Origin of the sequence: Streptomyces telluris (assembly GCF_024519335.1) — a bacterium.
GTDB lineage: Bacteria > Actinomycetota > Actinomycetes > Streptomycetales > Streptomycetaceae > Streptomyces > Streptomyces telluris.
Map to the genome: position 1 here is coordinate 276,727 of NZ_JANIID010000005.1, position 25,087 is coordinate 301,813.

Below are 25,087 nucleotides of genomic sequence, written 5' to 3' on the forward strand. Positions count from 1 at the left end.
AATGAAAGCGTTGGATGGCCTGACCTGCACCGTGGTGGTGCGCGGGACCGACCCGGTGCTGCGCGACCACCGGGTGCACGGCACGCGCATCCTGCCCGGCGTGTCGTTCCTCGACATGATCTACCGGATCCTGCGTGCCCGCGGCGTCGACACGGACCGGGCCGAGCTGCGCCGCGTGCTGTTCCGCAACCCCGTCGCCGCCGGACCGGAGTTCGACACCGAGCTGCGGATCGTGTTCACGGCGGACGGCGACGGCCACCGGGTGTCGGTCACCGGCACCCGCCGCCCGTCGGGCGAGGCCGAGCCGGTGCTGGACTGCCGGCTGCACCTCGACGTGCCCTTCCCGGAGGAGTCCGTCGACCTGGCCGCCCTGCGCCGGGCGCCGCACACCGCGGACATGGCGGACCTGTACGCACTCGTGCGCGGGACCGGCATCGAGCATGGCGACTTCATGATGGCCCGGGGCACCCTGCACGTCGGCGACGGCGAGCTGCTGGCCGACCTGTCCCTGAGCCCGCAGGCCGCGGCCTACGCCGGCTACTTCCACCTGCACCCGGCCGCGCTGGACTCCTCGACGCTGCTGCCCACGCAGTTCGCCGTGGGCGAGGCCGGCGCGGCCGCGCGGCCGTACATCCCCATGCTCATCGAGTCGTTCCGGGCCCGGGGCCCGGTCGGCGCCGGCACCCTGGTGCACGCCGTCCCGCCCCGCCCGGCCGGCCCGGACGGCGACCTGACCACGTGCGACCTGCGCTTCCTCGACACGGACGGCGGCGTCCTGCTGTGGTTCCGCGGGCTCACCTCGAAGCGGGTGCGCGACGAGGCCGCCATCACCCGGCTGGACGGCGCGCCCGCGGCGGCGCAGCGGCAAACGGCCGAGACCGTGGTGCGCGCACTGCTCGCCGAGCGCCTCGACCACGCGGACTTCGACGAGGAGGCCGGGTTCTACGAGCTGGGCCTGGACTCCACCGCGCTGCTGGGCATCTCCGCGGACCTGGAACAGGCCTACGGCACCGACTTCTCGCCCACGCTGCTCTTCGAGCACAACACCTTCGCCGGTCTGGTCGACCACCTCCGGGACCTCCCGCTGCCCGCGGCCACGGCAGCCCGCCCGGTCGCCGCCGCGCCCGCGCGGCCCGTCGCCGAGGCGGCCCCGCCGCAGGAACCCCCCTCCGAGGTCGTCTGGTTCGAGCCCCGCCGGCGGCCCGCACCGCTGCCGCCCGTACGGACTGCGGCCCCGGCCTCCGTCCTGACCGTCGACGCGACGACCCCGCGCGACTGGGCCGCCCTGCTCGCGGCGAGCGACGCGTCGGACGTGCTCTGGACGCCGGCCGACCCGCAGGACGTCGAGCGCGAGGCGGTCGACCTGACCGGGTTCGCGGCAGCCCTGCTGCGCACCCGGAAGAGGCAGGTACGGATCGTCTGTCACCTGCCGGCCGACGCACCGGCCGCCACGGCCGCCGCGCTCACCGGCCTGTTCCGCACCCTCCGCATCGAACAGCCGGGCGTGCACGCGGCCGTGGTGCGCTCGCCGCACGCGGCCGACGCCCTGGCCGAGCTCGCCGCGGGCGCGCCCGACGCGGACGTCCGCTACGAAGCGGGCGAGCGCCACGTACACGACATCCGGCCGGTGCCCGCTCCGGACGCCCCGGCGAGCCTGCGCGAGCGAGGCGTGTACCTGATCACCGGCGGGCTCGGCGGAGTGGGCCTCGCCCTCGCCCGCCACCTGGCGCGGACGGTACGGGCGCGGCTCGTGCTGTGCGGGCGGACGGCGGCCGAGTCGTCCGTGACCGCTGAACTGACCGCCCTCGGGGCAGAGGTCGCCGTCCTCGCGGCCGACGTCTCCCGCCCCGAGGACGTGCGTGCCGCGATCGACCACGCCCTGTCCCGGTTCGGGACGCTGCACGGCGTGGTGCACGCCGCCGGTGTGCTGCGCGACGGGCTGATCGCGGGCAAGAGCGCGGACGACGTGCGCACGGTGCTGGCGCCCAAGGCCGCCGGGGCCCGTCACCTCTACGAGGCGACCCGCCGGCTGGACCTGGACTTCCTCGTGCTCTGCTCCTCCACGGCCGCCGCGTGGGGCAACCGGGGTCAGGCCGACTACGCCTGCGCCAACGGCTTCCTCGACGGCTTCGCGCAGGACCGGCCCGGGGTCGTGTCGATCGGCTGGCCCGGCTGGGCGGACGGCGGCATGCAGCTCGACGCCGGTGCCCTGCGGAGCATGGGCCTGACGGCCATGGACACGCCGACCGCGGTGGACATCATGCTGCGGGCGGTGGGCAGCGGCCGGCCGCACGTGGTCGCCCTCGTGGGCGACGCGGCCAGGATCAGCGAGCAGTTCACCCCGGAAGAGCCCGAGCCCGTAGCCGAGCCCGAGCCCGTAGCCCCTGTGCTCGTCGCCGCCGAAGCGGCGCCCGCGCCCGTGCTCCCCGCAGGGGACCCCGACGACGACGCCATCGCCATCGTCGGGATCAGCGGGCGCTACCCGCAGGCCCGCACCCTCGACGAGTTCTGGGCGAACCTCCGCGACGGCCGTGACAGCATCACCGAAGTGCCCGCCGGCCGCTGGGACCACGGAGCGATCCACACCGACGCCAAGGGCGTCCCCGGCCGCTCGTATGGCAAGTGGGGCGGATTTATCGACGGCGTCGACGAGTTCGACGCCGCCTTCTTCCACATCTCGCCCAACGAGGCCGCCGTGCTGGACCCCCAGGAGCGGCTGTTCCTCCAGGAGGCGTGGCACGCCTTCGAGGAAGCGGGACACGCGCCGTCGTCCTGGCGCGGGCGCGCCGTCGGCGTGTTCGCGGGCGTGATGTACAACCAGTACCAGCTGCACGGCGTACGCGCCGAACCGGGCCTGGTGCCCTCGTCGTTCAGCGCGTCCATCGCCAACCGGGTGTCGTTCTTCCTCGACCTCAAGGGGCCGAGCATCGCCCTCGACACGATGTGCTCCTCGTCCCTGACGGCGATCCACCTCGCCGTCGAGGCGATCCGGCGCGGAGAGTGCGAGGCCGCGCTGGCGGGCGGCGTGAACCTGCACGTCCACCCGAACAAGTACCTGCTGCTCAGCCAGTCCTCCTTCCTCTCCACCGACGGCCGCTGCCGCGCCTTCGGCGAGGGCGGGGACGGCTACGTGCCGGGAGAGGGCGTCGGCGTGGTCCTGCTGCGCCCACTGCGCGACGCGCTGCGCGACGGCGACCACGTGCACGCCGTCATCCGCGGCACGATGCTCAACCACGGCGGCCACACCGGCGGATTCTCCGTGCCCAGCCCCGTCTCGCAGGCCGCACTCGTGGAGCGGTCGCTGGCGGCGTCGGGCGTCGACCCGGCCGACGTCGGCTACGTCGAGGCGCACGGCACCGGCACCAGCCTGGGCGACCCGATCGAGATCACGGCGCTGGAGCGGGCCTTCGACCGGGCCGGTGCCGGCCGCGGTCCCTGGCCCATCGGCTCCGTCAAGTCCAACGTCGGGCACCTGGAGTCCGCGGCGGGCATCGCCGCGGTCACCAAGGTGCTGCTGCAGATGCGCCACCGGGAGCTGGTGCCCTCCCTGCACGCCGAGCCGCTCAACCCGGCCGTGGACTGGGCCGGTTCGCGTTTCCGCGTCCAGCGCGCCACCGAACCGTGGATCGCGCGCGAGGGCGCGCCGCTGACCGCGGCCATCAGCTCCTTCGGGGCGGGCGGCGCCAACGCCCACGTGGTGCTGGCCGAGCGGCCCGCCCCCCAAGCCGCGCCGGAACCGGCCCGCCCCCGGCTGTTCGTGCTCTCCGCCAAGGACGCCGGCCGGCTGGAGGAGCAGGTCGCCGAGCTGCTCGCCCACCTGGAGCGGGCCGGCGGCGCCGACGTCACCGCCGCCCTCGACACGCTCCTGACCGAGGCCGCGGGCTTCCCCGCCGACCCCCGGGAGCCGCTGGCCGAACTGGGCCTGGACTACCCGCAGCTGTCCGCCCTGGCGCAGCGCATCGAGGAGGTCTTCGGCGTCCGGCTGCCCGTCGACGGCAGCACCACCCCCGCCGACCTGGCGGGCAGGCTCGCCGCGACGGCCCCGCCCGTGGACCCCGCCGCCCTCGCCTTCACGCTCTGGGCCGGACGCGACCACCTCGACGAGCGGCTCGCCGTCGTCGCCACCACGACGGCCGAGCTCGCCGAGGCCCTGCGCACCGGCGAGGGCTGCCACCGCGGCCGGCGGCGACGCGCGGCAGCACCGGCCGCCGGGGACGACCTGCACGCCCTGGCCCGCGCCTGGGCCGAGGGCGCCGAGATCGCCGTCCCGGCACCCGCACACCCGCGCCGGCTCTCCCTGCCCGGCTACCCGTTCGCCCGCGACCGGCACTGGGTCGACACCGCTCCGGCGGCGACGGCCGTGGCGGGTGCGACCGGCCCGGCGGTGCTCGCCGAGCTGGTGGAGCTGCCCGACCGGCACGTGTTCGCCACCCGGATCAGCGCGGAGGACCAGCCGTGGCTGGCCGACCACACCGTGGACGGCACCGTGCTCGTGCCCGGGACGTACTTCGTGGACCTGGCCCTGCACGCCGGAGCGCGGCTCGGCGTTCCGCGCGTCGCGGAACTCGTCACCCACACACCGCTGCCGGCGGCCGGGGCCGAACTGCGCCTCGTCGTCGCACCGCCCTCGGCGGACGGACGGCGCACCTTCGACATCCACTCCCGTACGGCCGCGGACGGCGCCTGGACCGGTCACGTGACCGGCGTCCTCGCACCCGCCCCGGAGGCCGCACCGGAGACGCAGCCCCTGCCCGCGGGCGCCGAAGAACTCGACGTCACCCGTCTCTACGAGAGCCTCTCCGGGTACGGGCCCGCCTTCCAGGGCCTGCGCCGCGCCTGGCGCACCGACGACGCCGTCTACGCCGACGTCGTCGTGCCCGGCGGCGAGGCCGGGCAGCACGGCCTGCACCCGGTGCTGCTCGACGCCGCCCTGCACACGGTGGCGCTCGCCTCGACCCTCGACGGCGACCGCCCCTACCTGCCCTTCGCCTGGTCCGGCGTACGCGTCCACGCCCCCGGTGCGGCGGCCGCCCGGGTCCGCGTCGTCCACCTCAGGCCCGACACGGTCGAGGTCCGCCTCACGGACCGCTCGGGCGCCCCCGTCGCGACCGTCGACTCGGTCGTGCTCCGTCAGGCAGGCGCGCCCGCCGACCCGCTCCACCGCATCGAGTGGGTGCCCGTCGACGCCTCCGGGTCGCAGCCGCATGCGCGGTACGCGGTCGTCGGACCGGACCCGGACGGCGCCGGCACCGCCCTGGAGGCGTCGGGCGCCGAGGTGACCCGTGTGCCGGAGCTGGCCGCCCTGACGGACGTGCCCGCGGTGGTCGTCCTGCCCGTCGTCTCCGAAGGACCGACGGCCGCCGGCGCCCGCGCGCTCACCGGCCGGGTGCTGGGCCTGCTCCAGGAGTGGCTGGCCGCGGACCGCTTCGCGGACTCCCGGCTGGTCCTCGTCACCGCCCGCCCCGACACCGCCACCGCCGCGGCCTGGGGTCTGGTGGGCTCCGCCCAGTCCGAACACCCCGGGCGCTTCACGCTCGTCGAGGCGGACGACCTCGCGGCGCTGCCCCGCGCGCTCGGCACCGACGAACCGCGGCTGTCGCTGAGCGGGGGAGTGGTGCGTGGGGCCCGCCTGGTGCGCACTCCGGTCACCGCGGCCTCGGCCCCGGCCGAGCCGCGCCGTCACGGCACGGTGCTCGTCACCGGCGCGAGCGGCGCCCTCGCCGCACCGGTGGTCCGCCACCTGGTCGAGCGGCACGGCGTGCGCGACGTGCTGCTGGTCAGCCGCAGCGGGCGGCTCCCGGCAGGCCTGGACGGCCTGGAGGCCCAGGGCGCCCGCATCGAAGCCGCCGCGTGCGACGTGGCCGACCGTACGGCCCTCGCCGCCCTGCTGGCAGGCCGTCAGGTGACCATGGCGGTCCACGCCGCGGGCGTGCTCGACGACGGGGTCGTCACCGCCCTCGACGCCGGGCGCCTGGAGCGCGTGCTGCTGCCCAAGGCCGACGGCGCCGCGAACCTGCACGACCTGCTGCCGGACGCCGAACTGGTGCTGTTCTCCTCGGTGGCGGGCGTGCTGGGCGGCCCCGGCCAGGGCAACTACGCCGCGGCCAACGCCTTCCTGGACGCCCTCGCCCGCGAGCGCGCCCGGTCCGGCCGCAAGGCCGTCTCCGTCGCCTGGGGACCGTGGGCGGTCGAGGACGGCATGGCCGCCGACCGCGACCGGCTCACGCGCGGGGGCATCGAGGCGCTGCCGGCCGACGCCGCGCTGCGCCTGCTCGACGCCGCCCTCGACGGGGAGCACCCGGCGGTCACCGCCGTACGGCTCGTCCCCGGACCGGCCGCCGGCGCCGTCCCGCACGTCCTGCGCGAGCTCGTGGCGCCGGCGCAGGCAGCGGTTGCGGCCGTAGCCGTTGCCGAGGCCGGCCCCGGCCTGGCCGGCCTGGGCCCGGACGAGCGGCGCGCGCGGCTCTCGGCACTGGTCCGGCAGCACGCCGCGGCCGTGCTCGGCTACGCGGGCGCCGCGGCGATCGACTCCGACCGCTCGTTCCAGGAGCTGGGCTTCGACTCGCTGAGCTCCATCGAGTTCCGCAACCGGCTGGGCGCGGCCCTGGGCCTGTCCCTGGAAGCCACGCTGGTCTTCGACCACCCCACCCCGGCCGACCTGGTCGCCCACCTCGACGAGCGGTTCGCCGGCGAGTCCGGGGCGAGCGACCTGCAGGGCCTCCTGGAGGCCTTCGACCGCATCGCCGCCGCGCTCACCGACGCGGCGGCGGACGACCCGGACCGCGTCCGCGCCGCGGACCGCGTCCGCGGCCTGCTCGACAGGCTCGCGCCGCGGACCGCACCGGCCCCGGCCGGACCCGTCGCCGACACCGCCACGGACGACGAAATCTTCAACCTGATCGACACCGAGCTCGGCACCCCCCTGCCGGGGCTGGAGGACCACACCCGATGACGAACGAGGACAAGCTCCGCGACTACCTGCGGCGGGTCACCTCCGAACTCCAGTCGGCCCGGCAGCGGCTGCGCGACGTCCAGGAACGGTCCGCCGAGCCGATCGCGATCGTCGGCATGGCCTGCCACTACCCCGGTGGCGTCGCCTCGCCCGAAGACCTGTGGACGCTCGTCGCCGAGGGGCGCGACGGCATCACCCCCTCCCCGCGCGACCGCGGCTGGGACCTGGACGCCCTGCACCACCCCGACCCCGACCACCCGGGCACGACCTACGTCCGCGAGGGCGGCTTCCTGCACGACGCGGCCGCCTTCGACGCGGGGTTCTTCGGCATCTCGCCGAAGGAGGCCCTGCACACCGACCCCCAGCAGCGGCTGATCCTGCAGACCTCCTGGGAGGCCGTCGAGCGGGCGGGCCTGGACCCGGCGAGCCTGCGCGAGAGCCGCACCGGTGTCTTCACCGGCGTGATGCACCACGACTACCCCGGCGCCCAGGGCGCGGGCAGCGTCGTCTCCGGGCGCGTGGCCTACCAGCTCGGCCTGCGCGGCCCCGCCATCACGGTGGACACCGCCTGCTCGTCGTCCCTGGTCGCCCTCCACCTGGCCGTGCGCGCGCTGCGCCGCGGCGAGTGCGACATGGCCCTCGTCGGCGGTGCGACGGTGATGGCCACGCCCACCGCCTTCGTGGAGTTCAGCCGCCAGCGCGGCCTGGCGCCCGACGGCCGGTGCAAGCCGTTCGCCGCCGCGGCCGACGGCACGGCCTGGTCCGAGGGCGTCGGCGTGCTCGTCGTCGAGCGCCTCTCGGCCGCGCTGGCCGCCGGCCACCGCGTGCTGGCCGTCGTCCGCGGCACCGCCGTCAACTCCGACGGCGCCAGCAACGGCCTCACCGCGCCCAACGGCCCCGCGCAGCAGCGCGTCATCCGCGAGGCCCTCACGGACGCCGGCCTCGCCCCCGAGCAGGTCGACGCCGTGGAGGCCCACGGCACCGGCACCCCGCTCGGCGACCCGGTCGAGGCCCAGGCCGTGCTCGCCGTCTACGGCAAGCAGCGCACCGAGCCGCTGCGCCTGGGATCGGTCAAGGCCAACCTCGGCCACACCCAGGCCGCCGCCGGTGTCGCCGGGATCATCAAGATGGTCATGGCCATGCACCACGGCGTGCTGCCGCGGACCCCGCACCTGGACGCCCCCACCCCCTACGTGGACTGGTCGGCCGGCGCCGTGGAACTCCTGGCCGACGACGTGGCCTGGCCCGCGGGCGAGACTCCTCGCCGGGCGGCCGTCTCCTCGTTCGGGGTCAGCGGCACCAACGCCCACGTGGTCATCGAGGAGCCGCCCGCCGCGCAGGAGCCGGCCGAGGACCGGGCGGCGCAGGACGCGCCGGGCCCGTGGGCCTGGCCCCTGTCCGGCCGGTCGGAGGCCGGGCTGCGCGCCCAGGCCGGGTCCCTGGCCGCCTTCCTCGCCGACCGTCCGGAACTCCACCCCCGCGACGTCGCCTTCTCCCTGGCCACCACCCGCGCCGCGCACGAGCACCGCGCGGTCGTCCTCGGAACCGACCGCTCCGAGCTGCTCGCCGCCCTGAGCGAACTCGCCGACGGCAGGCCGTCCCCGGCCGTGGTGGAGGGCACCACCGGCCCGGCGGGCACCGTGGCGTTCCTCTTCCCCGGCCAGGGCTCGCAGTGGCGGGAGATGGCCGTACGCCTGCTGGAGACCGACGAGGTCTTCCGCGAGCGCATCGCCGCCTGCGAGGCCGCCCTCGCGCCGCACACCGACTTCGACCTGCGGGCCGTCCTGCGCGGTGAGCAGGACCTCGACCGCGTCGACGTCGTCCAGCCCACCCTGTTCGCCGTCATGGTGGCCCTCGCCGAGGTGTGGCGCTCGCGCGGCATCCGGCCCGCGGCCGTCGCCGGCCACAGCCAGGGCGAGATCGCCGCCGCCTGCGTCGCCGGGGCCCTCAGCCTCGAGGACGCCGCCCGAGTGGTCGCCCTGCGCAGCAAGGCCCTGACGGCGATATCCGGGCGCGGCGGCATGATGTCGCTCGCCCTGCCGGCCGACGACGCCCGGGAACGGCTGCGCCGCTGGGACGGCCGGCTGTCCCTGGCCGCCGTCAACGGCGCGGGCTCCGTGGTCGTCTCCGGCGACGACGACGCCCTCGACGAACTCCTCGCCGCCTGCGAGGCCGACGGCGTGCGGGCCCGCCGCGTCGACGTCGACTACGCCTCCCACAGCGCCCACGTGGAAGCCGTCCGCGAACAGGTGCTGGAGGCCCTCGCGCCCGTGCGCCCCCGCGCCCCCCTCGTGCCCTTCTTCTCCACCGTGGACGGCCGCTGGATCGACGGCGACGACGCCGCGGCGTTCGACGCCGGCTACTGGTACCGCAACCTGCGCGAGACGGTGCGCTTCGACGAGGCCGTCACCGCCCTCGTCGAGCGCGGCTGCACCACGCTGCTGGAAGTCAGCCCCCACCCCGTGGTCACCACCGGCGTCCAGGAGACCGTCGACGCCCTCGGCGCCGACACCGCCGTCGCCCACACCCTGCGCCGGGACGAGGGGGGCCCGGAACAGCTCCTCGCCTCCCTCGCCCACCTCCACGTCAAGGGCGTACGGCCCGACTGGTCCGCCGTGTGGCCCGGCGCCCGCCGCGTCGAGCTGCCCACCACCGCGTTCGTCACCGAGCCGTACTGGCTGCGCGGCGCCGACGCAGCCGCGGACGCGGCCTCGCTGGGTCTCGACACCGTCGGCCACCCCGTCCTGCGCGCCGTCCTGCCGGTCGCCGACGGGCAGGTGCTGACCGGAACGCTGTCCCTCGCCGCCCAGCCCTGGCTCGCCGACCACACCGTCGAAGGCCACGTGGTCGTGCCCGGCGCGGCGCTCGCGGAACTGGCCTCCCGCGCGGCCGACGAAGCCGGGTGCGCGGTCGTCGACCAGCTCACCCTGCTCACCCCCGTCGTCCTGCCCGACGATGCCGACGTCCGGTTGCGCGTCGACGTCACCGAAGCGGCCGCGGACGGCTCCCGGGGACTGACCCTGCACGCCCGCACCGGGGCCGGCCAGTGGACCACCCACGCCACCGCCGTCCTGCGGCCCGCCGGCGACGACGCCCCGCCCGCCCCCGCCGCCTGGCCGCCGCCCGGCGCGCAGCCGCTCGACGTCGAAGAGCTGTACGCGCGCCTGGAGGAGGCGGGCCTGGCCTACGGCCCCGCCTTCCGCGGCGTACGCGCCCTGTGGCGGGGCGCCGACGGCGACCTGTTCGCCGAGGTCGCGCTGCCCGGCACCGGCGAACCCGGCGACTTCACCCTCCACCCGGCCCTGCTCGACGCGTGCCTGCACCCCGTGGCGCTCGGCGACTTCCTCACCGGGCAGCAGGGCGCGGCCGGCGAACCGGCCCGCCCCTGCCTGCCCTTCGAGTGGCAGGGCCTGCGCGTCCACGCCCGCGGCGCGAACAGCGTCCGCGTCACCCTGTCCGGCGCCGGCCCCGACGCCGTGCGCCTCGCCCTCACCGACCCCTCCGGAGCGCCGGTCGCCTCGGTGGACAGCCTGGTGCTCCGCGAGCTCCCCGAGGGCGCCCTCACCCGCCCGGACCGCGGCGACCTGCTGCTGCCGGTCCAGGTGACCCGGCCCCTGCCCGGCGGCGCGGCGGACGACTACGCCGTGCGCGACGCCGGACTCGCCGCGCTGCTGAAGAAGCAGCCCACGCAGGACGCCGCCCGGTACGTCCTGGTCCCGGCCCCCTCCGGCGACCCCGCCACCGCGGCGGCCGAGGCACTGCGCCTCGTCGACGACTGGGTGACGGACGAGCAGAACACCGAATCGACCCTCGTCGTGGTCACGCGCCGGGTCCTCGACGACGTGGCCGAGGCCGCCGTCGCCGGACTCGTACGCTCCGCGCAGCTCGAACACCCCGACCGCCTCCTGCTGCTCGACCTGGCCGACGACGAGGACGCCACCCTCGCCGCGATCCCCGCGGCGCTGGCCACGGGCGAGCCGCAGACGGCCCTCGCCTCGGGTCTCCTGCGCGTGCCCCGGCTGACCCGCGCCGCCGCCGACGGCGAGCCCGGCGACCTCGGCAAGACCCTCATCACCGGAGCCTCCGGAACGCTGGGCCGGCTCGTCGCCCTGCACCTCGTCCACACGCACGGCGTGCGGGAGCTGGTCCTGGCCGCCCGGCGCGGCCCCGACGCGCCCGGCATGGCCGAGCTCACCGCCGAACTGACCGCGTCCGGCGCGACCGTCGAGGTCGTCGCCTGCGACGTCGCCGACCGCACCGCACTGGCCGCGCTGACCGGCGGCGCGGACTTCGCCACGGTCGTCCACGCCGCCGGCGTCCTCGACGACGGCCTGGTCACCGACCTGACCCCGCAGCGCCTCCAGCGCGTGCTGGAGCCCAAGCTCGCCGCGGCCCGGCACCTGCACGAACTGGTGCCCGGCGCACGGCTGGTGCTGTTCTCCTCCGCCGTGGGCGTCCTCGGCGGCCTCGGACAGGCCAACTACGCCGCCGCCAACGCCGGACTCGACGCCCTCGCCCGCCTGCGCCACGCCCAGGGCCTGCCCGGCGTCTCCCTCGCCTGGGGCCTGTGGGACGCCACCAGCCGGATGACCGACGGCGTCGACCGGGACCGCTTCGCCGGCTCCGGGTTCCTGCCGCTGCCGAGCCCCGACGCACTGGCCGCGCTCGACGCCGCCCTGGCCTCGGACGAGCCCGTGCTCGCCCCGATCCGGCTCGACGCCACCGCCCTGCGGGCCCAGGGCGAAGCCGTGCCCGCCCCGCTGCGCGACCTCCTCGGCGCACCGGCGCGCCGAAGCGCCGCCCAGGGCGGACCCGCCGGCGGCTCCGAACTCGCCCTGCGCCTCGCCGGGAAGTCCGGGCCCGACCGGCACCGCACCCTGCTCGACCTGGTGACCGGCCACGCCGCCGCCGTGCTCGGGCACGCCTCGCCCGACCTGGTCGACCCCGCACGGGCGTTCAAGGACGCCGGATTCGGGTCGCTCAGCGCCGTCGAACTGCGCAACCGCCTGGCCGGCGCCACCGGCCTGCGGCTGCCCGCCACCCTGGTCTTCAGCCACCCCAGCCCGGAAGCCCTGGCACGCCACCTGGACGAACTCCTCGCCGGAGCCGCCCCGGCGACCGCCGCGGCACCGTCCGCCGGGACCCCGGCCGACGCCGACGACCCCATCGTCCTCGTGGGGATCGGCTGCCGGCTCCCCGGCGGCATCCGCACCCCGGACGACCTGTGGGACCTGCTGACCGCCGAACGCGACGGCATCGGGGAGTTCCCCGACGACCGCGGCTGGCCGCTGGAGCGCCTCTACGACCCCGACCCCGCGGCCGCCGGGAGCTCCTACACCCGCCACGGCGGCTTCATGACCGGCGCGACCACGTTCGACGCGGCCTTCTTCGGCGTGTCACCCCGCGAGGCCGTCGCCATGGACCCCCAGCAGCGACTCCTGCTGGAAACGGTCTGGGAGGCCTGCGAGGACGCCGGCATCGACCCCACCACGCTCCGCGGCACCAGCACCGGCGTGTTCGTCGGCGCCATGTACCAGGACTACGGCCGCCTCCTGGAGACCGCGGCCGCCGAGGGCTTCCTCGCCCCCGGCGTCGGCGGCGGCGTCCTGTCCGGCCGGGTGGCGTACACCTACGGACTGGAGGGCCCGACGGTCACCGTCGACACGGCCTGTTCCTCCTCGCTGACCGCCCTCCACCTGGCCGCCCAGGCCGTACGGGCGGGGGAGTGCGACCTCGCGCTCGCCGGAGGCGTCACCGTGCTCTCCACCCCCGCGTCCTTCGTCGAGTTCAGCGCCCAGCGCGGCCTGGCCGCCGACGGCCGCTGCAAGCCCTTCGCCGCCGCGGCCGACGGCACGGCCCTGGGCGAGGGCGTCGGCGTGGTGCTCGTCGAGCGCCTCTCCCGCGCCCGCGCGCTCGGCCACGAGGTGCTGGCCGTCCTGCGCGCCAGCGCGCTCAACTCCGACGGCGCGAGCAACGGCCTCACCGCCCCCAACGGCCGCGCCCAGGAACGGGTGATGCGCGCGGCGCTCGCCGCCGGAGGCCTGCGGCCCGCCGACGTGGCCGCCGTCGAGGCGCACGGCACGGGCACGCCGCTGGGCGACCCCATCGAGGCGGAGTCCGTCCTGGCGGTCTACGGCCAGGACCGGCCCGCACCGCTGTGGCTCGGATCGCTCAAGTCCAACCTGGGACACGTCCAGGCGGCGGCCGGCATCGCCGGCGTCATCAAGGCCGTCCTGGCCATCCGCCACGGACTGCTGCCGCGCAGCCTGCACATCGACGAGCCCTCGCCGCACATCGACTGGACCGCGGGCGACGTCTCCCTGCTGACCTCGGCGCAGCCCTGGCCCGAGCAGCCCGGTCCGCGCCGCATGGGCGTCTCCTCGTTCGGCATCAGCGGCACCAACGTGCACGTCGTCGTCGAACAGGCCCCGGCCCCCACGGCCGGCGACGCGAAGCTGCCCGCCCTCGACGGCGCGCCGTGGCTGCTGTCGGCGCGCTCCGAGGAGGCGCTGCGCGCACAGGCGCACCGGCTGCTCGAAACGGACACCTCCGACACGGCCGCCGTGGCGCGAGCCCTGTCCACCACCCGGGCGGCCCACCGCCACCGGGCCGTGGTGACCGGCGCCGACGAGCAGGCGCTGCGCGCGGGCCTGGAGGCCCTCGCCGCCAGCCGCACCGCCGACGGCCTGAAGCGGGCCCGCGCCGGCAGGCAGCAGCTCGCGCTGCTGTTCACCGGCCAGGGCAGCCAACTGGCCGGAATGGGACGGGGGCTGTACGAGACGTTCCCCGTCTACGCCGAAGCCTTCGACGAGGTGTGCGGGCTCTTCAAGGACACCGGCCCGGACACCGGGCTGCGCGAGGCGGTCTTCGAGCGCGAGGACCTGCTCCACCGCACCGAGTACACCCAGCCCGCGCTGTTCGCCCTCCAGACCGCCCAGTTCAGGCTGCTGACGTCATGGGGCGTCACCCCCGACGCCCTCATCGGCCACTCCATCGGCGAGCTGTCCGCCGCGTGCGCCTCCGGCCTGCTGCCCCTGCGTGACGCCGTCACCCTGGTGGCCGCCCGGGGCCGCGCCATGGGCGCGCTCCCCGCCCACGGGGCGATGGTGTCCGTACGGGCGACCGAGGAGGACGTGCTGGCCGCGCTCGACGGCCGGGCCGGCACCGTGGAGATCGCGGCCGTCAACGGCCCCCGGGCGGTCGTCCTGTCCGGCGACGAGGACGCGGTGCTCGCCGTCGCCCGGGACCTGGAGGAGCGCGGGCACCGGACCCGCAGGCTGCGCGTGGGCGTCGCCTTCCACTCGCCCCACGTCGAGCCGGTGCTCGAAGAGTTCCGGGAGGCCGCCGCGAACGTCCGGTTCGCACGGGCCCGCATCCCGGTGATCTCCACCGTCCGGACCGAACAGCCCATGGACACCCCCGAGTACTGGGTGGACCAGCTGCGCCGCCCGGTCCGCTTCGCCGACGCCGTCGCCCGCGCGCACGAGAGCGGCACCACCGCCTTCCTGGAGGTCGGCCCCGACGCCGTCCTCGCGCCGGCCGCCGAAGCGTGCCTGCCGGAGGTCGTGGTGCGTCCGGTCTCCCTGCTGCGGCGCGACCGCGACGACGTCCGTACCGCCACCGAAGCCCTGGGTCTGCTGCACGCCCACGGCGTGGACGCCGACTGGAAGGCCGTCCACGCGGACCGGCCCGCTCACCCGGTGCGGCTGCCGAAGTACGCCTTCGCCGGCCGCCCCTACTGGCCCGCCCCTGCCGAGCCGGAGCCGACGCCCGCTCCGGCGGCCGCGCCTGCACCCGTTCCCGTGCCGGTTTCCGTGCCCGTTTCCGTGCCGGTTTCCGTGCCCGTCTCCGTGCCTGATTCCGCTCCGGCGGAGGCTCCGGCCCTGGACTCGTTCTGGTCGGCCGTCGAGGGCGCCGACGTCGCGGCCGCCCTCGGCCTGCTCGACCTGCAGGGCGACGCGACACCGGCTCAGGTGCTCGCGGCGCTCGGCCGGCTGCGGGCCGGCGTGACGCCTCCGCTCCTGGAGGCGGCCCGCTGGCGGCAGGTGCCGGACACGACCGCTCCGGCCCTCCCGTACGACGTGCTGCTGCTCGTCCCCTCCGAGGGCGACGACGACCTGGCCGACGCGATCGTCGGTGCCCTCGTCCGGCACGGCGCCCGCGTCCGCACCGGCGGCGACCGGCAGGCGGACCTCGTGGTGGCGCTCCCGGGCGCCGCACCGGTCGCCGGGCCCGGCGTGCCCCGCTGGGCGCTGAGCGACGGCGGCCCCGTCCCCGAGTGCGAGCACGTCGTGTTCCTCCCGGAGAAGATCGACTCCCTCGCCCGGACCCGTCTCTGCGCGGCCATCGCCGACGGCAGGCAGGAGACGTGGATTCGTCCCGACGGCATGTTCGTGCGCGCGTACGAGCCGGTGGATCCGGCCGGTTCGTGGCAGCCCCGGGGCGACGTCCTGGTGGCCGGCCCCGCGGACCCACTGACCGGGGCGACGGCCGACGCCGTGCTGCGGTCCGGCGCCCGCCTGCTGGTGGCCGGCGGCGTGCCCTGCCCGCCCGGCGCCGCCGAGTTCGCGGCTGCCGAGGACACGGCGCGGCTCTCGGCGGCCGTCGTCCGGGCGGGAAGCGGATACGACGACGTGGAGGCGCCCCGGGTGACGGTGGTGTCGGTCGGCGGCCTTCTGCCCGCGTCCCCCCGGGAAGCCGGCGGCGAGGGTCGTACGACGCTCGTGACGGCGGTCGACCCCGCCCTCGACCCGCGTGCCGCCGCGGCCGGAGTGCTCCGGGCCATGGCCACCGACGAGCAGGCCGTACGACTCGTCGACCCCGCCCCGGCCCCGGCCCGGGACGCGGGCGCGGAAGCCGTCCTCGCGGAGGAGGCCGTCTCCGCTGGGGAGGTCGCCTCTGCCGAGGAGGTCGCTCGTGGCGAGGAGGTCGCCTCCGCCGAGGAGGTCGCTTCTGCTGAGGAAACCGCCGAGGAACCGCCCCCCGCGGAGCAGGCCCCGGCCGGGGAAGCGGAGGCCGAGGCCGAGGCCGAGGCCGCGCAGGAATCCGAACTGCGGGCGGCCCTGGCGAAGTTGCCCCGGGAGGAGTGGCCGGAGGTCGTGCTGGACGGCGTGCGCGGGCTCGCGGCCGCCGTGCTGGGCCACGAGTCCGCGTCGGAGATCGGCACCGAGGACGAGTTCTTCGACCTCGGCCTGACCTCGGTCGCGGCCCTCGAACTCCGTGACCACCTCACCACGCTGACCGGTCTGGAGTGGCCCGCGGACGTCCTCTACGAGTGCCCGACGCCCCGCGTGCTGACGGACCTCGTGGTCGAGCGTCTGGTCGCGGACATGGGCTGAGCCCTGCCGCACAGGAAACGGGAGCCCGTTCTCGCAGGACGCGAGGACGGGCTCCCGTTCCGTTCGCCGGGGCGGTAGGCGGTGCCGATCTCTCCACGTCCACTCATTGCACATGTACCGCGCAGCTGCACTGTTGAGTCAGAGGAGACGTGCTGTGGGTGGACGCTCCGGGCGCTGGCCGCCGAGCAGTGCGTCGGCGCGGTCCACGGGCCGCCGGCGGTGGCGCTGGGGACCGAGTCGACGTGGACCGGGCAGGGTTGCGGCTGCATCGACGACGCCCTGGAGGCGGGCGGCACCAGGGTCCTGCCGCCCGCCGGAACGACCACCGTGCGATGGCCGGTGGGCAGTACAGCGCAGAAACAGCAGCCCGTCCAGTCCTGACGGCCCGTCACTCCCGTGCCCCGTGCCCCCGGTGCCGACCGTGAGGACGGCATTCGGCTCCAGGCCTTCGGGCGCCGCGTGCAACTCCACGGCGTCCACGCCCACGACGGAGAGCAACCGCTCCAGTGTCACCCGCGTCTCGCCGTCCGCCCTCGGCGGCCGGTCCGCAGGACGTACGACACCGCGAACTACCGCCGCCGGCAGGCTGCGTCACGAGGACGAACCGCCGACACCCGTGACATGCGCAAGCCAAGAGGTATAGGGTTCCGGCCACTGTTACTCAAGGTATTGCTGTGGCCAATGATTCATCGCCGCAGCACTCCTGGGCCAGTACCCAACCCCCCTCACAACTCTGCCGACATGCACCGAATCGGCCGTGCACGTCGCAGGAAGGCACGTCGATGTCCCGAGTACGGACCCGAATACGACCCCGCACCCGCATAGGGTTCCCGAGACCCGCCGCCCTGACCGCGATGGCAGGCGCAGTCGCCTGCCTGGCAGCCGTCGCTGCACCGTCCGCGACCGCGACCCCTTCGGCGGCCGCCCCGGGCCAGGCCGCCGCCTGTACGATCCGCCCCGCGGAGAAGAACTCCGAAGCACCCCTCAGCTGTCTCGGCGTCACCGCCTCCCTCAACCGGCTGCCCGCCGTGGGCGAGCGGGCCACCCTCACCGTGAACCTCAAGGCACAGACGGACGTCAAGCACGCAGGCCTGTCCGTCCAACTGCCGCCCGCGCTCCGGCTGACGGGCGAGAGCCCCGGTTTCACCGCCCCCACGGCGGACGCCTTCGGGCAGCGCACCAGCCGGACGCTCGCCCTCACCCCCGGCAGCCGCACCCTCACGCTCGGCGTCACGGCGATCGCGGCCGGCCCCGTACAAATCCAGGCGGATATCAGCGACACCGACCGTCCGGACCCGCGCCGCGCCGGGCACGGCTCGGTGGAACTCACCATCGGCACGACCAAGGGTTCCTCCGCCAAGGGCATCGCGATCACCAAGGCCGCCGCGACGCCGGGCACCCACGGCCCGGTGAGCGACGACCGCAAGGCACGCCCCATCGCCCCCAAGGCCCCTGCACCCGCCCCTGCGCCCGCAGGCAAGCCCGGCCTCGCCTCGCCCTCGGCCGGCGCCGCCGCGCAGGTCTGCATCAGCGGCACCTTCCGCAACCGCTTCCAGTCCGCCGAGGGCGGCAGCTGGAACGGCAAGGCCAACCGGGACGAGCCGGTCAGCAACGCCAACATCACCCTGTGGGGCCGGCCCACCGCCAGCAGCGGTACGCAGAAGCTCGCCACGGGCATGACCGGAAACGGAAACGGCGCGTTCAACCTCTGCTACACCCCCACCACCTCCGTCACCTCCAAACTCTGGGTGGAGTTCCAGACACAGGCGGGCGCGATGTGGTCCGTGGTCGACGGCAACGGCCGCCTCTACAGCACCGCCACCTACGCGCTGGACAACGTCTCCCGCAGCACCGGCCTGGGCAGCGTGTACGCCAACGCCGGTCAGAGCCGGGCCTGGCACGCCCTCGACACGCTCAACAAGCTGTGGTGGAACCGAGGCTCCACCACCAACTGCTGGGCCGGCAGCCAGCAGGACAACCGCTGCACCCCCATCACCGTTCAGTGGTACCCCGGCTCCACCGACGGAACGTACTGGACCGTCGGCGAGGACAAGATCCACCTCGCGGACAACGACCCCGACTCCGAGCACACCACCGTCCACGAGGCGGGCCACGCCCTCATGGGCAAGCTCTACAAGGGCTGGTGGCCGAACGTCACCAACTGCTCGCCCCACTACGTCAACCGCACCTCCTCCACCAGCTGCGGCTGGACCGAAGGCTTCGCCAACGCGGTGGCGTTCCACACCTTCAACGACACTACCTACTACTGGGGCAACGGCAGCTCCCTGAACCTCGCCAATGACCGCACCACGACCGGCATCGACCAGGGCGACGCCTGCGAGGCCCGCGTGGCCACCGCGCTGGTCGACCTGTGGTCCCAGGTCGACGGCGGCTGGACGAAGAGCAACACCATGATGACCAGGACCTGGCAGTCCAGCTTCCGCGAGTACTTCCTCACCGACCGCCCCGCCTACGGCCTGGACACCGGCTCCAAGGCCCGGAACATCCTCTACAACCACACCATCCAGTACTGACCGATCACCACCTGCCCGGTCCGGGCCATCGCCCGATGGCCCGGACCGGGCAGACATGCAGTGGACCGATGCCCGGAACACCCCGGGTGGCGGCACGCCCGGGTCAAAGGTGGTTCGCATGCGGCGACCTGCCCACGAGGAGTACCGCCACGTTGCCCTTGCGGATCGCGATCTGCTTCACGATCATCGTGCCTCCTGGGCCGCTCATGTACCTGCTCCGGAGCGTTGCCTAATCTGGCCGGCCTGACCACGACCGTCCCCGGCCGCCGAGGTGACCGGTTCCGTCTTGTCTGCCATGAGTCGGCCGAGCCGCCTGGCCCGAGAGCCCGGGGCGGAGCCCCGGGCCAGGCTGCTGTCACATCACAGACTTACGCGATCTTTCAGGTGTGCTCCAGGGGTGTGCCGAACCAGTAGGCGAGTGCTTCTCGCAGCGCGGGCACGGCGGTGTCGGCGGGTTCGCCGACGGCCGCGGCCCAGGCGATGTGGGCGTCCGGGCGGATCAGGAGGATGTCGGCCGGCGGGTGATCGGTCTTGGCGGTGTGGATGCGGACGCGGTGCTCCCAGCCCCGGGCGGCCTCGCGAAGGTACGGGCGGTCGGCGAGGTCGAGGAGGATGGGCCGCGCGGGGCGCATGAGTTCCGCGATGCTGGTGACTCCTTCGTCGGTGTGCAGGGTCAGGGTGAGGTCGGGTGCGAAGGCGCCGGTCAGGGCATGGGACGCGGGTCCGGGCACCGGATAGCGGATGTCATTGTGGGCGAGGAGGTCTCCCATGCGGCGCAATGCCGGCTCGTCGGCGAGCAGTTCCTGGAAGACCTGCCGAAGTGCTTCGTCGGCCGCGTCGTGTCCGCGCCGCAGTGCCGCCTGGGCCCGGGTCTGCATCAGCGCACGTGCGCCGGCGAATTGGCGTTCGTCGTGATAGGTGTCCAGCAGGCCTGCCGGCGCCCAGCCGTGGATGTCCGCGCCCAGCTTCCAGGCAAGATTGACCGTGTCGAGCATGCCGACATTGAGCGCGGTACCGGTGGCGGGGAACAGGTGCGCCGCATCGCCGGCCAGCAGGATCCGCCCGTCGCGGTACCGGCCGGCCTGCCGGTCCTTGAAGGTGAAGCGCGAGAGCCGAATCGGTTCCCCCAAAGGGATGTCCCCACCCAGTACCCGGCGAATGCTGGCGCCGAGCTCAGCCAGGTCCATCGGCTCGTCATCGTCGTATTCGGCGGACTCGTCTTCAGTGGTCATGAGGGACAGAACCCCGTCGGTGGCCGCGAACGCGAACACGCCGCTGTCCGTTCGCGTGAAACCCGCACGGATCGTGCCCAGCCCGGGGACCGTCATGTCGCCGTTGTCGTGCACGGTCAGCGAATCGGGCACGGTGACCACGGCGAGCCGGTTGACCTCCGGGTACGTGGTACCGGGGAACGGGATGCCGGCCAGGTCGCGGACCCGGCTGCGTGCACCGTCACAGCCCACCAGGTATCGGGCGGTCACCCGGCACGGCCCATCCGGCCCGTGCACCTCCGCGGTCACGGTGGCATCGTCCTGGCTCACCCCGACCACCTCGTGCCCGCGGCGGATGTCGGCACCGAGTTCGTCGGCGCGTTCGCCGAGGAGCCGCTCGATTTCTGCTTGTGAGATCGGCAGCGCCCGCATCGGAGGATCCGCAAGCCGTGTGAGATCCAGGTGCAGACTGCCGAACGGGAATCGGGGAGCGATGTCGGGGTCACTGCTGGCTGCTTCGAACCGGTCCAGAATGCCGCGGTATCGCAGCAGGTCCAGGATCCGCCCGCCGATACCGCTGGCCTTCGGCGTGTCCCGGGGCTGCGGATGCCTCTCCAGCACCAGCGGCCGCACCCCGGCCAGCCGCAACTCACCGGCCAGCATCAACCCGGCCGGCCCTGCGCCCACGATGATCACGTCGGCGTCCGTCACCGGCCACTCCCCGCGCGACCCTTCGCCGCGTTCCAACTCGTCCCGGCCGTCGACATCAACACGCACTTCTTCTCTCCCGTTTCCGCAGGTTCTGGCCTCAGCTGGGGATCTTGCGGCACAACCCAGGTCGTGCCGCAAGTCCCCGGGCGCGCTGCGCCCGTGTGGCGCTCCGAGCGCGCCCGCGCCCGGCCTCCACCAGCGCCGCCCGCCTGCCCGTTCGCTCAGCTGCTGACGCGCGTGTAGGTGAGGAACATCGCGCCGCTCTTGAGAACGGTGTGGTCTGCGAGTGTCCAGGTGCGCGGGTCGAAGACGGCCTTGCGGGAGAACAACGGGATCCCGTCGCCGATGGTCAGCGGGGCGACCTTGAGGATCAGCGTGTCGATCTCGGCGAACACGGAGCCCGCAAGCTCGGCACCGCCGACGAGCCAGATGCCCTTGCCGTCCTGCTGCTTGAGCGCGTGCACGGTCGCCACCGGGTCGTCGGCGACCAGTTCCACGGCCGGGTCCGGGGCCTCGGTCAGGGTCCGGGAGAACACCAGGTGGCGCAGGTGCGGGTAGGCGTCGGTGACGCCGGCCGCAAGACCGATCTCGTAGCTGCGCCGCCCCTCGAGCACAGTGTCGAAGTGCGTGCCCTCCGCCGTGACGGACAGGGCCTGCCGGGCCTGGACGGGCAGCGTCTCCGGGTAATGGGCCATGAGGTGCTGCAGGTAGTCCTCCGCTATGGGCCAGAAGCCGTTCGGACCGGTGGGGTCACTGCCGTCCGGGCCCGCGATGAAGCCGTCGAGCGTGGTGGCGATGAAATAGGTCAGCTTGCGCATGGGCTGTCGATTCTGTGAGGAAGGTGCGGGTCAGGTCTGTGAGAAGGGTGCGGGTCAGACTGCGGGCACGTCGAGCTGGAATTCGCGGGTGCGCCGGTAGGAGCGGAAGCCCAGTCGGTGGTTGACCGCCAGCATGTGGACGTTGTCGTCGGCGTTGTCCGTCTCGATCTCGACAACGCCCGGGTGTTCGGCGCGCAGGCGGCGCACCATGGCGGCCTTGACCCACAGCCCCAGCCCGTGGCCACGGTGTTCGGGCACGACCGCCGTGTCGTACTGCTGGGCGCGCGACGGCGCGCCCTGAGGCAGGACGATCTCGGTGTAGCCGGCCATGGTGCCGTCGTCGTGGACTGCGGCGACGGTCAGCAGGGTGTCTCCGCGGTCGGCGACCACGGCGGCCATGGCGCGGACGCGGTCGGCGTCCCATGCCACGCTGCCGTAGTCCAGGTCTCCGACGGGCATGTCGTTCATCGCGTTCTTGGCTGTGGCGAAGGCGTCGGCGAGGCCGTCGGGAACCGCTCCGGTCCATCCGGTCAGCCGGTAGCCGGGGTGCTCGGCTTCGGCGGTCCGGAGCAGGACGGTCCGGCTCATCTCGTCCAGGCGCAGTGTGAGGTGATTCAACGTCAGGGCGGGACGGAAGCCCCAGCGTGCGCTGAAGGCTTCGCCCGGACCGTCGGCCGCGGCTGTGGCGATCAGGCTGCGCCGGTTCTCGGCGCGGCAGGCCGCCACGGCCGCCGACAGCAGGAGGGAGCCGGTTCCCAGGCGGCGGTGTGCGGGGGCGACGTGGAGTTCCAGTTCGGCCAGGTGATGCCGGCCCGGGGAGGTGAACACCCGCAGGCCGGCGACCGCGACCGGGATGCCGTCCGCACCGGTGGCCAGCCAGGCCAACCGGTGGCTGTCCAGGGCTGGCTGGGTGAGCTGGGCGTGGATCTGCCCCGGCGCGGGCGGCGGTACTCCGGGCAGGTCGTGGGCCGTCGAGGCCGTGACGACCTGATGCCACGCGGCGGCGTCGGCGACCGAAGCGCGCTGGAGTGCATTGACTTGCACTGATGTGGGCAAAGTTAGGGCTTTCGTCGTCGGATCGGTCGTCGTTCGTGAGGGCGTGAGGGCGTGAGGGCGTTACCCGTTCTCCTGCGCCACCAGATCGGTGTCGCCATCAACGGCTGTTCGCGGATGCCTCTTTCGAGGTGGTGACCGTACCTGGGCCGGCGGAACGTTGCGGCGCCGCGAAGCCTTCCGCGGGCTTGGACCGCGCCAGCCACAGTCCGGTGAACACGGCGGTGGCCAACGTGACGGTGCCGGCAGCGAGGAAGGCGCTGTTGAGGCCGGCCTCGAAGGAGGCGCCGCCGGACTGCCGGGTGCGGACGACGGCTCCGAGTACCGCCACGCCGAGCACCGCGCCGATCTGCCGGGTGGTGCTGCTGATGCCTGATGCGAGGCCGCCTTCCTGCGGGCTGACTGCTTGGATGGCGGCTCCCGTCAGTGGGGACATCGTCAGGGCAAAGCCCGTGCCGACGACTCCCAGCCGCCACCACACGTTCCCGTAGCCGGTGTCGGCGTGCACCGTACCGAGCGCCAGCAGACCCAGGCCGGCCAGGGCCAGGCCGGTGGTCACCACGATGCGGAAGCCGTACCGGGCGGCGAGCCGGCCCGCGTACGGGCTGACGATCACCATGGCGAGGGATACCGGCAGGGTCTGCAGCCCGGCGCGCAGGATCGAGCTGCCCTGGACGTACACGAAGAACTGGGAGAAGAAGAACGACGAACCCATGAGCGCGAACCCCACCACGACCATCGCGGTGTTGGACACGGTGAACAGCCGCTGCCGGAACAGCCGCAGCGGCAGCATCGGAGCGGAACGACGTGCTTCGACGGCGACGAAGCCGGCGAGGAGGATCACCGCGGCGGTGAAGCTGCCCAGGATCACCGGCGACGTCCAGCCGCGGGCACCACCCTCGATCAGCCCGTAGGTCAGCGCCCCCACCGCCAGGACGGACAGCACCGTGCCCGGGATGTCGATCGCGGGGGCGCTCGGGTTGCGGGACTCGCCGAGGTGGCGCAGGCCGACCAGCAGCAGGACCACGCCGATGGGCAGATTGACCAGGAAGATGGCGGGCCAGCCGAAGGCCTGGGTCAGCACCCCGCCGGCCACGGGGCCTGCGGCCAGACCGATTCCGCTGAGCCCGGCCCACAGCCCGATCGCCTTGATGCGTTCTTGCGGCACGGGACAGGCGGCGGCGAGCAGGGCCAGCGAGGCAGGGCTCAGTGCCGCGGCCCCGATGCCCTGCAGCACCCGGCCGGCAACCAGCCAGCCGAGCGAGGGCGCGAGGCCGCACAGCAGCGACGCGGCGGTGAACACCACCACGCCGGTCAGGTACACCCGCTTGCGGCCGAACCGGTCGGCGAAGATGCCGCCGGACAGCAGCAGCATGGCGACCAGCAGTACGTACGCGTCGACGATCCATTGCAGACCGGTCAGCTCGGTGTGCAGCCGGTGCCGCATATCGGGCAGCGCCGCTCCAACGATCGTGTTGTCCAGCAGGACCATGAATTGGCCCAGACAGGTCACCGTGAGCAGCACGGCCCGGTTCGGCCGACTGCCTACGGCTGTCGCAGGCGATGCAGCCATGGGGATTCCTCTCGATCGTTGGTTGAGCCTCAACACGGCCGATGTAGTCAGCCGGTGAGAGCTCTAAAGCAGCCAGTGGCTGCGTTAGGCGACTGTAGAGAGGCTGCGCCACAAAAGCAAGTGGCAGCTGCGTTAAGGTGGAGGGTATGAACGAGCGACAGCGAGCCCGGCGGCCCGGCGGACGCAGCGCCCGCGTCGGCGCGCAGGTGCACCAGGCCGTCACCGAACTGATCAGCGAATGCGGCTACGGCAACTTCACCGTCGGCGAGGTCGCAGCTCGCGCAGGTGTGGCCGACAGCAGCATCTACCGCCGGTGGGGCAGCCTGGAAACCCTGCTCACCGACGTAGCACTCACCCGCCTCAACATGCGGTCGCCGATGCCCGACACCGGGAGCCTCGCCGGCGACCTGCGCACTTACGCGGCTCAAGTGGCTCGCGAGATCACCGGACCCGACGGCCCGGCGGTGCTGTACCTGGCCATCGCCCTGTCCAGCAACGGCCAGCAGGGCATGCAGGCCCGTGACGACCTCCGCGACGAACGCACCCGGCAACTGCAGTCGATGCTCGATCGCGCCCGCGAACGCGGCGAACGCGCACCCGACGCGCTCGACGTGCTGGACCACATCCTGGCCCCGATGTACATCCGCGTCTTGTTCGGCATGGGCCCGCTCACCCCGGACTACATCGACGGGCTGGTCGACCGAATGCTGTGACCTCAACCCGGCCCCCGGGATCAGCCCTCGGGCGCACGCGGCGCCAAGGCTCGGCGCCCGCCGACACCTGCCCGGCCGGCTCAGGCTCCGGCCCTTGGCCGGCTCGCGCGGCCTGGCCGACTCCGTCGGTTGGCGGACCGTCGCCGCGGCGCTTTGGTGCGCAACCGCCGCCCACCCTCGGCGG

Annotated in this window: 9 protein-coding genes; 5 read left to right on the forward strand and 4 right to left on the reverse strand. The window is 74.4% G+C overall.

What is annotated here, in order from left to right; translation table 11 throughout:
* Position 1: 1 nt before the first annotated feature.
* The 4 genes from NQU55_RS08585 (at position 2) to NQU55_RS08600 (ending at position 18,824) form a co-directional block, all read left to right on the forward strand.
* Positions 2-6,952, forward strand: a complete 6,951-nt coding sequence (locus NQU55_RS08585) for an SDR family NAD(P)-dependent oxidoreductase (RefSeq protein WP_256790184.1) — start codon at positions 2-4, stop codon at positions 6,950-6,952.
* A complete protein-coding gene (locus tag NQU55_RS08590) occupies positions 6,949-16,290 on the forward strand; it encodes a type I polyketide synthase (RefSeq protein WP_168092298.1) in 9,342 nt (3,113 codons plus the stop codon). Before NQU55_RS08585 ends, NQU55_RS08590 begins: the two co-directional genes overlap by 4 nt.
* A 219-nt stretch (positions 16,291-16,509) precedes the next feature.
* Complete coding sequence (locus tag NQU55_RS08595; protein ID WP_168092299.1) at positions 16,510-16,671, forward strand: hypothetical protein; 162 nt, start codon at positions 16,510-16,512, stop codon at positions 16,669-16,671.
* Positions 16,672-17,144: 473 nt separating this feature from the next.
* A complete protein-coding gene (locus NQU55_RS08600) occupies positions 17,145-18,824 on the forward strand; it encodes a mycolysin (protein ID WP_240976269.1) in 1,680 nt (559 codons plus the stop codon).
* A gap of 380 nt (positions 18,825-19,204) precedes the next feature.
* Here the strand turns inward: NQU55_RS08600 and NQU55_RS08605 are convergent, their stop codons facing one another.
* From NQU55_RS08605 to NQU55_RS08620, 4 genes are all read right to left on the reverse strand, one after another.
* Complete coding sequence (locus tag NQU55_RS08605; protein WP_168092301.1) at positions 19,205-20,746, reverse strand: FAD-dependent monooxygenase; 1,542 nt, start codon at positions 20,744-20,746, stop codon at positions 19,205-19,207.
* A 221-nt stretch (positions 20,747-20,967) separates the two neighbouring features.
* Positions 20,968-21,564, reverse strand: coding sequence for a dihydrofolate reductase family protein (locus NQU55_RS08610; protein WP_168092302.1), 597 nt, complete (start codon positions 21,562-21,564; stop codon positions 20,968-20,970).
* A 54-nt stretch (positions 21,565-21,618) separates the two neighbouring features.
* Entirely contained in the window at positions 21,619-22,608 is a 990-nt protein-coding gene (locus NQU55_RS08615; RefSeq protein WP_168092303.1) for a GNAT family N-acetyltransferase, read from the reverse strand.
* 109 nt (positions 22,609-22,717) lie between these two features.
* Positions 22,718-24,190: an MFS transporter gene (locus NQU55_RS08620; RefSeq protein ID WP_168092304.1), complete on the reverse strand. Its 1,473-nt coding sequence runs from the start codon at positions 24,188-24,190 to the stop codon at positions 22,718-22,720.
* A 146-nt stretch (positions 24,191-24,336) separates the two neighbouring features.
* Between NQU55_RS08620 and NQU55_RS08625 the strand changes: the two genes are divergently transcribed.
* Positions 24,337-24,903 (forward strand): TetR/AcrR family transcriptional regulator, encoded by a 567-nt coding sequence (locus tag NQU55_RS08625; RefSeq protein ID WP_168092305.1) that lies wholly within the window; start codon positions 24,337-24,339, stop codon positions 24,901-24,903.
* The last annotated feature ends 184 nt before the right edge of the window (positions 24,904-25,087 follow it).